Source organism: Sporosarcina sp. P37 (assembly GCF_002109365.1).
Classification (GTDB): domain Bacteria; phylum Bacillota; class Bacilli; order Bacillales_A; family Planococcaceae; genus Sporosarcina.
Window position 1 is genome coordinate 683505 of record NZ_CP015349.1, and the last position, 12613, is coordinate 696117.

Annotated in this window: 13 protein-coding genes; 4 read left to right on the forward strand and 9 right to left on the reverse strand. The window is 44.1% G+C overall.

Annotated elements, in window-relative coordinates:
* Positions 1–205: 205 nt before the first annotated feature.
* Genes hisB through hisZ form a run of 4 tightly spaced genes read right to left on the reverse strand, consistent with a single transcriptional unit; the run spans position 206 to position 3922 of the window.
* Positions 206–790: an imidazoleglycerol-phosphate dehydratase HisB gene (gene hisB / locus SporoP37_RS03585; RefSeq protein ID WP_085430293.1), complete on the reverse strand. Its 585-nt coding sequence runs from the start codon at positions 788–790 to the stop codon at positions 206–208.
* On the reverse strand, positions 772–2070 hold the full coding sequence (gene hisD, locus SporoP37_RS03590) for a histidinol dehydrogenase (protein WP_085430294.1): 1299 nt from the start codon (positions 2068–2070) through the stop codon (positions 772–774). Before hisD ends, hisB begins: the two co-directional genes overlap by 19 nt.
* The gene (gene hisG, locus SporoP37_RS03595; RefSeq protein ID WP_081242366.1) at positions 2067–2702 is read right to left on the reverse strand and encodes an ATP phosphoribosyltransferase; all 636 of its coding nucleotides are present in this window, start codon (positions 2700–2702) and stop codon (positions 2067–2069) included. Before hisG ends, hisD begins: the two co-directional genes overlap by 4 nt.
* Complete coding sequence (hisZ, locus tag SporoP37_RS03600; RefSeq protein WP_081242367.1) at positions 2690–3922, reverse strand: ATP phosphoribosyltransferase regulatory subunit; 1233 nt, start codon at positions 3920–3922, stop codon at positions 2690–2692. The genes hisG and hisZ overlap by 13 nt, the downstream gene beginning before the upstream one ends.
* A 152-nt stretch (positions 3923–4074) precedes the next feature.
* On the opposite strand from hisZ, the gene SporoP37_RS03605 reads away from it, so the two are divergent.
* Positions 4075–4869, forward strand: coding sequence for a histidinol-phosphatase HisJ family protein (locus SporoP37_RS03605; protein ID WP_085430295.1), 795 nt, complete (start codon positions 4075–4077; stop codon positions 4867–4869).
* A gap of 64 nt (positions 4870–4933) precedes the next feature.
* On the opposite strand, the gene SporoP37_RS03610 is transcribed toward SporoP37_RS03605, so the two are convergent.
* The 3 genes from SporoP37_RS03610 to gdhA all read right to left on the reverse strand — a co-directional run bounded on the left by SporoP37_RS03610 (position 4934) and on the right by gdhA (position 8340).
* On the reverse strand, positions 4934–5506 hold the full coding sequence (locus tag SporoP37_RS03610) for a YdcF family protein (RefSeq protein ID WP_099662770.1): 573 nt from the start codon (positions 5504–5506) through the stop codon (positions 4934–4936).
* A 98-nt stretch (positions 5507–5604) separates the two neighbouring features.
* Positions 5605–6816, reverse strand: a complete 1212-nt coding sequence (locus tag SporoP37_RS03615; protein WP_085430296.1) for an argininosuccinate synthase — start codon at positions 6814–6816, stop codon at positions 5605–5607.
* A 141-nt stretch (positions 6817–6957) separates the two neighbouring features.
* A complete protein-coding gene (gene gdhA, locus SporoP37_RS03620) occupies positions 6958–8340 on the reverse strand; it encodes an NADP-specific glutamate dehydrogenase (protein WP_081242370.1) in 1383 nt (460 codons plus the stop codon).
* Between the two features lie 386 nt (positions 8341–8726).
* On the opposite strand from gdhA, the gene SporoP37_RS17220 reads away from it, so the two are divergent.
* Positions 8727–8870, forward strand: coding sequence for a hypothetical protein (locus SporoP37_RS17220; RefSeq protein ID WP_196796838.1), 144 nt, complete (start codon positions 8727–8729; stop codon positions 8868–8870).
* A gap of 122 nt (positions 8871–8992) precedes the next feature.
* Here SporoP37_RS17220 and SporoP37_RS03625 read toward each other — a convergent pair whose 3' ends face one another.
* Positions 8993–10276 carry a glycoside hydrolase family 18 protein gene (locus tag SporoP37_RS03625; RefSeq protein ID WP_081242371.1) on the reverse strand — a complete coding sequence of 428 codons (1284 nt, stop codon included), beginning with the start codon at positions 10274–10276 and terminating at the stop codon, positions 8993–8995.
* Positions 10277–10460: 184 nt separating this feature from the next.
* Here SporoP37_RS03625 and SporoP37_RS03630 point away from each other — a divergent pair, with 184 nt between their 5' ends.
* Positions 10461–11060: a spore coat protein gene (locus SporoP37_RS03630; RefSeq protein ID WP_099662771.1), complete on the forward strand. Its 600-nt coding sequence runs from the start codon at positions 10461–10463 to the stop codon at positions 11058–11060.
* Between the two features lie 105 nt (positions 11061–11165).
* A complete protein-coding gene (locus SporoP37_RS03635) occupies positions 11166–11825 on the forward strand; it encodes an HAD family hydrolase (RefSeq protein ID WP_085430297.1) in 660 nt (219 codons plus the stop codon).
* Between the two features lie 38 nt (positions 11826–11863).
* Here SporoP37_RS03635 and SporoP37_RS03640 read toward each other — a convergent pair whose 3' ends face one another.
* Positions 11864–12568 (reverse strand): YetF domain-containing protein, encoded by a 705-nt coding sequence (locus SporoP37_RS03640; protein ID WP_369821963.1) that lies wholly within the window; start codon positions 12566–12568, stop codon positions 11864–11866.
* Positions 12569–12613: the final 45 nt, after the last annotated feature.

The following is a 12613-nucleotide window of genomic DNA, read 5'->3' on the forward strand; positions in this document are numbered from 1 at the left end:
ATAAATGAAGTGTGCATTGAGCTTGCTTTGGAGCCGTTGATCTGCGTTCCAGGCGGACGCGTTCGGGAGGGCCCGCCAGGCCGCTGACGCTTCCTTTGGTTGTCTCACTTGTCGGGCTGACCCTCCCCGAGTCGCCTTTCACTCCGATCAACTAATGTACTGTCATAGAATCAAAATCTTATAGAACACAAGATTGTAAGCTTTTTTACAAAGTTCCTTTAGTAGAAGGAACGCCTTTTATGTCCGGATTGACGGTGCTCGCGTCGCGCAGTGTGCGTCCGAAACTTTTGAATACGGATTCGATGATGTGGTGCGTGTTTTTTCCGTAGTTCAAGTTGATGTGTAATGTGATTTTTGCGTTGCTGGTGAAGGCCAGGAAGAATTCTTCTACCAGTTCAGTGTCGAATTCGCCTACTTTGTCTTTCATTCCATCCACATTGAATACTAGGAAGGAGCGGCCGCTGATGTCAATAGAGGCGGTTGACAGTGCTTCGTCCATTGGTGTAGAGACGAGAGCAAAACGTTCGATTCCTTCTTTATTGCCGATGCATTGGCTGAAAGCTTGTCCAAGGACAATGCCGATGTCTTCTACTGAGTGGTGCTGGTCGACTTCGAGATCGCCGTCGCATGTTACTGACAGGTCAAAGCGTCCGTGTTTTGCAAAAGCCGTCAGCATATGATCGAAGAACCCGATGCCTGTGTTAATATCTGTCTTGCCTGTTCCATCCAATGAAAAATCCATTTCAATCGATGTTTCACCTGTTTTACGTGTTAGTTGCTGTCTGCGCATGAATATCCTGCCTTTCGTACCTTGATGGAGTTGGCATGCCCTGTTAATTGCTCGGATTCTGCAAGAGTGATGACATCGTCCGCCACCTCTGCCAACGCGCCCTCGGAATAATAGATGATGCTCGACTTCTTCATGAAGTCATACACGCCCAATGGAGATGAGAATGCCGCAGTTCCGCTCGTCGGCAATGTATGATTCGGTCCTGCCATATAGTCACCCAATGCTTCAGGTGAGTGCTGGCCGAGGAAGATTGCACCGGCATTGCGTATCGCTGCCAGGTGTTCCATCGGATTGTCGATCATCAGCTCCAAATGTTCGGGTGCCAGACGATTCACGACATCAAATGCATCCTCCACTGTATCAACAATAATGATGCGGCCAAATTGCCTGATCGATTGTTCTGCGATTTCTTTACGATCCAGTTCTGCTAATTGACGCTCTATTTCACTTGATAGTTTCTCTGCAAAATCCTCACTTGTCGTAATACACACTGCCGCTGCCCGTTCATCATGTTCTGCCTGCGACAATAAGTCTGCCGCTGCATAAACTGCGTTCGTATTGGCGTCCGCTACGACACAAATTTCACTGGGTCCCGCAATCATATCAATTGCCACGTCACCAAACACCCATTTTTTGGCACGTGCGACATAAGCATTTCCCGGACCTGTGATTTTCACGACCTTTTCAATCGATTCCGTTCCATATGCAAGTGCCGCTACTGCTTGTGCACCGCCTACTTTAAAGATACGGCCGACGCCGGCTTCTTTTGCTGCAACCAGGACGTGCGGATTAATCTTGCCGTCACGCTGGGGCGGAGTCACCATGGAAATCCTGCCAACTCCTGCAATGGCGGCTGGCAATGCATTCATCAGGACAGTGGATGGATAAGCTGCTTTTCCGCCCGGCACGTAAATGCCCACACTGTCGATTGGAGTAACTTTTTGGCCAAGCATAATTCCGTCATTTTGATTCAGAAACCAAGATTGCTCTTTTTGTGCTTCGTGATACGCAGTGATGCGCTGCTTCGCCGAACGCAATGCGCGGCGGAAATCTTCTGTCACGGTTTGTTCCGCTTCGGCAATTTCCTCTTCCGTGACGATCAGGCTTTCCAGTTTTACGCCGTCAAAACGTTCAGTGAAATCAAAAACGGCTTTGTCTCCCTCTGAACGCACCCTGTCAATAATGGACAGAACATTTCGGTCGAATTCAAGGTCCGTCTGACTGGAATCATCACGATTACGAAGTTCTTCAATGAATTCTGCCCCGTACATTTTCTTCATGAGCGCACCTCCAGTCCTTCCTTCATATCTTTGATGAATTGTTGGATACTATCTGTTTTCGTCGCGTAACTTGCTTTATTCACAATCAGGCGCGCACTGATATCTGCCATCTCCTGCAGCACAACCAGACCATTCTCTTTTAAGGTAGTTCCCGTTTCCACGATGTCGACAATAACGTCCGACATGCCGATTAATGGCGCAAGTTCGATGGAGCCGTTCAGCTTAATAACTTCTGTACGTATTCCCTTTTTGTCGAAATACTCTTTTGCCACTAACGGATATTTCGATGCAACGGTTAAAAACGGAATATTGTCAACCTGTGTATCAGGGAAACCTGCTACAGCCAGTTTACATCGTCCAATCCCCAAGTCCAGCAGTTCATATACATCGCGGGGGTCTTCCATCATGACATCTTTGCCTACAATCCCGACATCAGCTGCACCTTTTTCCACATACACCGGCACATCCACCGCTTTGACAAATATAAGTTTTATTTTCTGCTCATCATCATAAATAACGAGCTTCCGGCTTTCATCAGTGAATTCGGAAAACCGTACGTCCGATTTCTCGAGGAACTTCATCGCACGTTCCGCTGTCCGTCCCTTTGCCATTGCGACTGTTAAATAATCCATTCAGGCACCCCTTTCTTGCTTGCGATAAAATCGAGCAGTTGTTTGAAGTCGATGAACTCCTTCTCTTCTTCCTGATCCGCTAATTTATTTTGCTGCTCGGTCAGCCGGATTGTATACAGGCTGTCTTCTGCAGGCACAGGCTCATTCATAGGCTTCGATATCACACGGTAGTCACGTTCTCTTAACTCATTTGTTATATCAATTGCATATTTAATGCGGCTCTCTTCATACAAGACGGTTATGTCCATACTATAACGTTCTTTCAGTTCTTTATTGGACGAGGCTTTCACTAATGACTCGATTTCACAAGCGAAGCCGATCGCCGGAAGTGCCTTGCCGAACTCTTCGCTAAGCGCATCGTAACGGCCGCCCATCAGTACCGGTTTCCCGAAATTCTCTACATATCCTTGGAAAATGATGCCCGAATAATAGCCCATATGGTTAATCAATCCAAGATCGATGACAATATGCTTTTTCAAGCCGTACAGCTCCACAATATTGCATGTTTGCTGCAAATAATCGATCGCCTGCTGTGCAGATTCACTGACGTGTAAGTTTTTCAGCCTGTCAAAAACGGCTTCGGGTGCTCCATATAATAGCGGCAGCTGCTCCAGCACTTCTTTAATATCTGAAGCGATCGGAAGCCGCTGCAAAAACGGTCCGATCTCTACCACATTCTTTGCTTGAATTAATGTTTTCAGTTCTGCTGTCTGTTCAGCTGTCATGTCCGAATCCGCAATTAATTCATTGAAGAATCCCGCATAGCCGATTTCAATTTTTACATCCGTGAAACCGACGTCGCGCAATGAGTGGCACGCCAGCATAATCGTTTCAGCATCTGCTGCGGGCGTACTCTTGCAATAGTACTCGACTCCTGCCTGCGTCTTACCGATCCGTTCATTTTCCTGGAATGTCTGTCGGAAAACTTCCTGAACGTAATAATACCGCATTTCTTCCGGAAGGCTGTCGTGCATTTGAACAAGCTGCTGTGTCAGCGGGATTGTCACATCTGGACGTAATACGAGCACTTCCCCCGTATAATCGATTACTTTAATCATTTCATTTTGATTGATGGATGTACGGACATTGGAATACAAATCGTATTGCTCAAACGCTGATGTTTTGATGCGCTTATAGCCATATGTAGTGAAACGTTTGCTCAATGTGCCGATGATTTTTTCATGTTTCTCGTGTTCATTGCCTAGAATTTCAGAGTACAAGAATTTTCGACCGCCTTCCGTCTAATTTATACTTCACTGCTTTACTACGCTAAAGTTAATTACTACTATAAAGATTTTTGAGGTGCTTGTCAACTGTCAGCTGCACGCATCATCTGCTACAATATGTACTATAGAAAAGGAGACATGAGATTATGTTTGATTATCATATGCACAGTGCATTTTCGGCAGATTGCGAAGTACCGATGGAAGAGATGGCCAAAGCTTCGATTGCCAAAGGACTCAGTGAAATTTGCTTTACCGATCACATTGATTATGAATATCCCGACGAAACTATTCACTTCGATTTTGACAAACTGGAATACGCAAAAAAAATACGGCAGTTGAATGAACAATTCAACGGTCAATTGACCATTAAAAAAGGTGTTGAAATTGGACTGCAGCCTGATTTACTTCATCTCTACGAAGAATTAATGGACGAGCACAGCTTTGATTTTGTTATCGGCTCGCTGCATACGGTAGAAAATAAATCGCTTCATTACCGCGAACTGTTCAAAGACCGCTCCACGGAAGCTGCTTTTGAAACGTATTATAAGGAGCTGCTGTATTGTGTCCAGCACTATAAGCGGTACAATGTATTGGGACATACGGACTTGATCAAACGCTACACCGATCAGCCGCCAGCCAATCTATTTCATGATTATTTAGAAAAGATCTTCAATACCATTATACCAGAAGGCAAAGGGATTGAACTCAATACTTCAGGCACACGTTACGGGCTGCCGCATAACATGCCAAGTGAAGATATTTTGCGCCTCTATAAGCAATGCGGCGGCGAAATCATTACGCTCGGTTCTGATGCACATAAAACTGCTGATATTGCGCATGAATTTAAAGAATCACTGGAGCTGTTTCAGTCCATCGGCTTCAATTATCTGGCTACTTTCACAGAAGGCGAACCAGAATTCCATAAAATCTCTGCTTTATAAAGCTAATAGAAAAGTGACGGATATTTCTTCGGCGTTCCGTCACTTTTTTGGATGAGCATATTTTCTATTTTTTGAACAGCCACGTTTTCAACAAAGCGAGACGTTCCCTGACTACCACTTTTGCTTTCACCGATTCAGGTGTTTTGGCTGCAATGACATCAGATTCCCATCCAAGCTGCCGCGCAAGAAACCTTGCTCTCGCCAAATGGTAGTCACTGCTGATAATCGTCACGCCGGACACTTCAGGAATGAGCTTCTGACTGAACTGCAGATTTTCATAAGTGGAAACGGACTGATCTTCCAGCAATAATCGGTCCTTCGCAATACCGTTCTCTGTCAGATAGCGGTGCATTGCTTCAGCTTCGCTAATTTCTTCATCTTTCCCCTGTCCTCCGGAGAGTACTAATTTCACATGAGGATATCGCGTTGCATAATCCAAAGCACTTTCCAGCCGATACCGCAATGAAAGCGATGGCGTTTCTCCATTTACTTTGGCGCCAAGAATGACCGCATATTCATACGATCCATCTGCTTTCATTTGTTGTGCCTGCTTTATCCATTCTCCCGGCATCATCCAAAACAACCCCATTCCCGCTGCAGTGAATATCAGCAGTGCGATCATCCATCTTCTTTTCATTCGTTCTCCTTTCTTCTATACTTATCCAAGATAAAGAATATCAAAGAGTTTCAAAAAGAGCAGCGAAGCTTTTGGCCGCGCTGCTCTTTTCTATTTTCTTAGGATTGTTTGATAAGTTGTTTTTTATTAACCATGCTGTGAACTTCAGTCGGCAATCCCCATAGTTTGATGAAGCCGACTGCCGCGGCCTGATCGAACTCGTCATCAGACGTGTATGTTGCAAGTTTTTCATCATATAATGAATTCGGTGATTTTCTTCCTTCAACCAGCGCATGGCCTTTAAACAGCTTTATGCGCACTGTGCCAGTAACGTACTGCTGCGTTTCTTTGATGAACGCTTCCAGTGCATTGCGGAGCGGCGAGAACCATAATCCGTTATAGATTAATTCCCCTAGCTTTTGCGAAATGATTGGTTTAAAGTGCGCTAATTCTTTTACGAGCGTCAAATCTTCCAGCTCTTTATGGGCTTTCAGTAATGTGATAGCGCCTGGCGCTTCATACACTTCACGCGATTTAATACCGACGAGACGATTTTCCACATGATCAATACGTCCAACGCCATGTTTGCCTGCGATTTCATTCAGCTTCGTAATCAATTCACTGAGCGAATACTTTTCTCCGTCAATCGTAACAGGGACACCTTGCTCGAAACCGATCTCAATGATATCAGCGGTATCCGGCGCATTTTCAATAGATACAGTTAAACCAAATGCATCTTCCGGCGGTGTAGCCCAAGGATCTTCCAGAATTCCGCATTCATTGGCACGTCCCCATAAATTTTGATCCACTGAGTATGGATTGTCCAGATCAATTGGGATAGGAATATTATGCTGCTGTGCATAATGAATTTCTTCCTCACGTGACCAGCTCCATGAACGGACAGGCGCTATAACTTCCAATGAAGGGTCAAGTGATTTAATCGCCACTTCAAAACGGACTTGGTCATTTCCTTTTCCTGTGCAGCCATGTGCAACAGCCGTTGCGTGCTCTTTATGTGCGATCTCGACTAACTTCTTAGAGATAAGCGGACGCGATAACGCAGAAACGAGCGGGTATTTATTTTCATAATACGTTTGAGCCTGCAAAGAAAGAAGGACGAAATCCTGTGCGAATTCTTCTCGAGCATCAATAACATAGCTGCTGACCGCGCCAACCGTGAGCGCTTTTTCCTTGATGAATTCGAGATCTTTACCTTCTCCGACATCCAGGCAAACCGCTACTACGTTATATCCTTGCTCCGTTAACCATTGAATCGCAACTGATGTGTCTAAACCGCCTGAATAGGCTAAAACAACTTTTTTCTTTTCCATGGGTACGTCCCCTTTCACGCAAGCGTGTGTATGTTTATTCAAGTTGATGTATTTTTATAATACCACATTTTATGTAAAAAACAATAGAAAAGAATAAAAAAAACAGACACATGATAATAAAATGTGTCTGTTTTTCTTCAATTATCTAATGCCGTGTGCAACCATTGCGTCAGCTACACGAAGGAAGCCCGCCACATTGGCGCCCATGACTAAATTGCCTGGCTTGCCGTAATCATTTGCTGCATTCTTGCAGTCTCTGTAAATATTCTGCATGACTTCTTTCAGGTGCATATCTACTTGCTCTTCTGACCACGACAGTCGCTGGCTGTTTTGAGACATTTCCATCGCTGAAACAGCAACACCGCCCGCATTGGCAGCTTTTGCAGGAGCAAATAATACATTGTGCTCTTGGAATATTTCAATGGCTTCAATTGTACAAGGCATATTCGCACCTTCCCCAACCGCTTTAACTCCATTAGCGATCAGCATATGCGCTGCAATTTCATCAATTTCATTTTGTGTCGCACATGGAAGTGCAATATCACAAGGGATTGACCAAATTGCTGTGCAATCCGCATGGTATTCTGCTTCTAAATGCTCTTTTGTATATTCCCAAATCCGTTTATTGCCGACTTCTTTCAGTTCTTTCACCAGATCCAGATCAATGCCGTTTTTATCATAAATATAACCGTCAGAATCACTGCACGCAACGACCTTTGCACCAAGCTGCATAGCTTTTTCCATTGCATACGTCGAAACATTTCCTGAACCTGACACGACAACTGTCTGGCCTTCAAATGAAAGTCCGTTTTCTTTCAGCATCTCATCCACGAAATACACCGTACCATAGCCCGTCGCTTCTTTCCGGCCCAAGCTGCCGCCGTGATCCGGATTCTTTCCTGTAAGGATACCGGCCTCATAGCCGCCTTTAATACGATTATACTGGCCAAATAAATAGCCGATTTCACGTTTGCCCACACCGATATCTCCTGCCGGCACGTCAATATCCGGACCGATATGTCTGCTCAGTTCCGTCATGAAGCTTTGTGTAAAACGCATGATTTCACGATCTGACTTTCCTTTTGGATCGAAGTCCGAGCCGCCTTTACCTGCGCCTATCGGCTGTCCGGTTAAGGCATTTTTGAATATTTGCTCGAAAGCCAGGAATTTCATAATACTGTTATTGACGGATGGGTGAAAACGCAATCCGCCTTTATAAGGTCCAAGATCGCTGTTGAATTGAACGCGGAAACCTCTATTGACGTGAACTTTCCCTTTATCATCTTCCCAAGCTACGCGGAATGAAATGATTCGTTCAGGTTCTGTAATGCGCTCAAGAATACCGTTTGACATAAATTCGGGATGCTTGGCAAAGACCGGACGAAGGGAATCGAATATTTCTCTTGTTGCCTGTAAAAATTCCTTTTCATCTGGATTTCTTTTCTTTACCAGTTCATATACTTCATGAACGTAATCATTTGCTCGTTTACGATTGTTATAATCTACTTCACCAATCTTTGTCATCTGCAATCATCCCTTTCCAAGTTGTTCGTTATGCGTTCATGAGCGACTAGTCGCTCACTCTCTCTATCCTATTTCTTCAGAAACACTAGTGTTAGTTTATGAAAAGAATAAATCCTGCTTAATAAATTGAATTTTAATTGTTCGCAATATTTCTTTGTATTTCAATATTATTACTGAAAACAGAGCAAGTTACAAGATTTTTTTCTAATTTCTCTATTTCCATTTAACTTTTGTGTCAATTTTATGTACTCTCTTGATTATTTTCATTTACACTTCATTGAATATAGTGTATTATTAAACTATTCAAACAATTGGTGTTGAACTATTGATTTGAATAGGTTTCCGAACGCGTGGGAACTACTACGAAAAGAAAGAGGCGAAGCGCCATGACAAAGAAATCTCATACATTCCGCTCATTTTTAGGAGCAAACTTACTGCTAATCATGACATTTGCTTTCCTACCTGCTTTACTCGTAAATCCAGACATGGAAATGTTCCAAAACGCAATGAAAGTATTAACGAATGAATAAAAAACGTATCACAGAGCCTTTCCTGATTTCAGGAAAGGCTCTTGTTCTGTAAAACATTGTATCCGTCAAAAGCGCATTATTTTAACTGCATACAGATAATGCGTGATGCAATGCCTCAGTTTTTACCGTTTTCGCACAGTGAACCGATCTTCAAGCAGCAGCCAGTTTTGCGGAAACGCAAGTCCGAGTTTCCAGTACATGATGCCGCGCAGTCTAAATTGTTTTAACAGATTAAATTTCGCATTAATGCTCCTTGCATCTTCAAACCATACTTCATGTTGTGTGCCTTCTGCATCGTAGTACGTAAAATGCGGTGCCTGCGCCAGCGCATCATATTCTATTGCCGCGTTTACCTCGATTGCCAAGTTAGTCGCTGCTCTGGGACTGAGCGCCGCGGCAGCTTTACTGTCCGGCTGACCAAACGGAGCAGACCAATCATACCCATATAAATTCTGGCCTAAAAAAATTTTCTCCCGCGGGATCTGACTCACTGCATATTCTACAACTTTTGAAACCGGTCCAATGGGGCTGACGGCTTGCGGTGCACTGTATGTGTAACCCCATTCGTAGGTCATCAGTGTAACGAAATCCACAATCTCTCCATGTGCTTTATAATCATGCGCGCCATATATTCCTGTCGTCACTTCTCCTGCCTTTGGGGCCAGCGCTGTAGAAAGTGTAAGACCAGCTTTGTGAATCTGGTCCCGTGCATTACGCAATAACTGGTTATATAATTCTCTGTCTTCAGGGAACAGTAATTCAAAATCGAAATGAATATCATTATAGCCGACTTCTTTGGCGATTTTTATAGCATTTTGAATCATCCGGTTCTGTGCTTCAAGATCAGTGAATAGGACATGCCCCAATTCTGCACTGAACGAAAAATTCTCAAGATTGCTTAGCACCATCATATTTACAGCCCCTGCATTGCTGGCGATAGCCGGAATATCTGCCAGACTGGGCGCCTTCAGTGAGCCGTCCCGCTGGACTTCATAACTGAACATCGCCAAATAAGTCAGTCCATCCACGCGTCTGCGCACTTCAGCCAGCATGTCCTGACTGACCGGGGTTCTCGGTTCTACATACAGTAACGAGTCAATTGGCGTTTTGACTTCCTGAGGGATGTACAGCCGCTGACCGATCATCAATCGTGAGGAAGGATTAATCGAATTAATTTCCGCTAGTCGTGCGACGGTTAATCCGAATCGCTGGGCAATCAAATACAGACTGTCTCCCGGCCGCACCCAATAATATGAGCCGACAATCGGAATGACAAGCGCTTGTCCCACTGCAAGTCGCGTGTCGCTTTCTAATTCATTCGCTTCCGCAATTTGCTCGTACGGAACGCCGTATATTTTACCGATTTTGTATAAGCTCTCCCCTTGTGAAACTACATGAATCTGCATGAACTCCACTACCCTTCTCTAGTTCTACCCCAATAATATGATCACATACTGCCCGCTATGCATGAATTAACCAATCGATTGATTATGTGTATACGTTCATCTTTGCTTCACATACTATCCTCGATGCAAACGACAATTGAAGGAGGAAATGTAGTTGACAAATCAATTCGAAACATCTCAAAACATGCAGGGCGAACAGGTTCCCCCATCGATGAATCATGGCGGTCATGAATTATTTGATGTTCATGAAGTTCTAAATGCAGCAGTGGGAGCTTTGAATCAATCAATGATTCTGCGTCCTCATGTACAGGACCCCGAACTTCTGGATATTCTGGACCGCCAATACCGGTTTATGCTGGACGAATACAATATTACCGTCGAATGCTTCAAATCAGGCAAAGACCCTTCTCATCCGACCCAGCGTTACCAAATGAAGGCAGGCAGCGACTTTGTCTACGGCATAAAGGAAAAAGCCCCTTCCAAGCCAATCCACTCCACAAGTGAAATCACTGATGAGATCATATCCGGGTTCTTGCTTGGGGCTGCCAAGGAAGGCGCGACAGGCAAGACAGCCGCTTCATTGGAAGTATGTAACCCTGTTGTCCGCCGGGTACTTGCCGATTCTGTAGCGAACTGTATTGAAATGGCCTATGAATTGGCGATTTATCAAAACAAGCATCAGTATTACCAAGTGCCGCAGCTGAATACGCATGATATGCAGATGCTATTGAATTCATTCGCCCCATTTCAAGGTCAGCCAGCCATGCCCAAAAACCTTCAATAACCGTTCTGTTTCAGCAGGTGGAGTCATTACTCCATCTGCTTTTTTGCTTTCCTGTACATTATATTTGTATACTGTAGTGAGAAATACAGCTAAAGGGGTGCTACTATGAAAGTTGCGATTTTTGATTTTGACGGTACATTGTACAAAGAAGAAACGTTTAAATTATTGATGGATCAATTAAAAAAACATCCGGTCCACAAAAAATACTATGGGAAATTTTATCGTTCCATCCTGCCGCTTTATATCCGGTATAAATTAAATATTCTTCCTGAAAGCAAAATGAAAGAACGTTCCATGATGCTCTATCTGCAGGCACTCGAATCATTAACACTTACGGAGCTAAAAGGGTTTTTCACCGGCATGCAGGACGTCATGATGGCGGACTTTAATGAGCAAGTCGTCAGCCGCCTGGCAAAACACCGCAAAGAAGGTTACCGCGTGTTACTCGTTTCAGGTGCATATACACCTTTTTTAACTGCAGTTACCAGTCATTTGACATTCGATACAATCATCGGTACGGACATCCCGTCAACTGGAGAACATATCGCAATGGATCAGCCGTTTTTACATATTCAGGGCACAAGAAAAACCGAGCAAATCAATTATGCCCTGCGAGGAGAGAGCGTCGACTGGGCCGGCAGCTTCGCTTACGGGGACAGCATTTCGGATCTGCCCGTCCTGGAGCAGGTCGGGCATCCCGTGGCTGTTCGTCCTGACGAGAAACTCAGAGCTGTTGCAAAGAAACGGAACTGGGAGATTTTATAAAAAAGAAGAGCTCTGATGTAAGATCAGGGCCCTTCTCATTATGGCGACTTTAATGAATTGATATATAAACTGCCGTCTGTCTGAATTTCCGCATAAAATACATGTTCAGGTTTGGATATGCCTTGCTTTTTTAGCTGCTCTGTCAGCCAGACGTCGGTCAGTTTCAATTCACGCATATTCTTCTCTTCTACTTTGCCGTCCGTAATAATTTCTGTTGGAATATATTTCGGCGGCGTGACAGCTGCTTTTACATCTTTCTTCGTGGCAGGTTCTTCACCCGCTTTCAGCAGGACGCTTAAATTGCCGTTTGTTTCAAAAATAGCAAAATTGACGTCTTTCACGGAAAATACTGATTGCTCACGCAGCATCATATTCAAATCATTAAAACTTAACCGTAATTTTCGCAAAGAACCTTCGATAATTTTCCCATTTTGAATGACAATCATCGGCTTGTCGTCAAGCAGCACACGGAGCTTAATGGATTTAAACGATAAAAAATTAGCTAAAATTGTCAGCAATGCCCATAAGATCATGCCATACAGTCCGTTCAAAAATGGAGTTTCAGACTCTCCTGCCAAATCGGCTGCAATCGAACCGATCGTGATGCCTGTCACATAATGAAAAAATGTCAGCTGGGACACTTGCTTCTTCCCCATAAATCGTGCCAAAATGAGCAGCACGACAAATGAAATGACTGTACGCAGCGTCATCTCCCAAAAAGCCAATTCCCAAAATTCATCAATGTTCACAACATACACCTCCACTAGTCGGAGTATGTGCAAACTAGA

Bases quoted from the DNA above. Each gene is read 5' to 3' on its own strand.
- hisB (WP_085430293.1), bottom strand. From the start codon at position 790: ATGCGCAGACAGCAACTAACACGTAAAACAGGTGAAACATCGATTGAA.
- hisD (WP_085430294.1), bottom strand. From the start codon at position 2,070: ATGAAGAAAATGTACGGGGCAGAATTCATTGAAGAACTTCGTAATCGT.
- hisG (WP_081242366.1), bottom strand. From the start codon at position 2,702: ATGGATTATTTAACAGTCGCAATGGCAAAGGGACGGACAGCGGAACGT.
- SporoP37_RS03605 (WP_085430295.1), top strand. From the start codon at position 4,075: ATGTTTGATTATCATATGCACAGTGCATTTTCGGCAGATTGCGAAGTA.
- SporoP37_RS03610 (WP_099662770.1), bottom strand. From the start codon at position 5,506: ATGAAAAGAAGATGGATGATCGCACTGCTGATATTCACTGCAGCGGGA.
- SporoP37_RS03615 (WP_085430296.1), bottom strand. From the start codon at position 6,816: ATGGAAAAGAAAAAAGTTGTTTTAGCCTATTCAGGCGGTTTAGACACA.
- gdhA (WP_081242370.1), bottom strand. From the start codon at position 8,340: ATGACAAAGATTGGTGAAGTAGATTATAACAATCGTAAACGAGCAAAT.
- SporoP37_RS17220 (WP_196796838.1), top strand. From the start codon at position 8,727: ATGACAAAGAAATCTCATACATTCCGCTCATTTTTAGGAGCAAACTTA.
- SporoP37_RS03625 (WP_081242371.1), bottom strand. From the start codon at position 10,276: ATGCAGATTCATGTAGTTTCACAAGGGGAGAGCTTATACAAAATCGGT.
- SporoP37_RS03630 (WP_099662771.1), top strand. From the start codon at position 10,461: ATGCAGGGCGAACAGGTTCCCCCATCGATGAATCATGGCGGTCATGAA.
- SporoP37_RS03635 (WP_085430297.1), top strand. From the start codon at position 11,166: ATGAAAGTTGCGATTTTTGATTTTGACGGTACATTGTACAAAGAAGAA.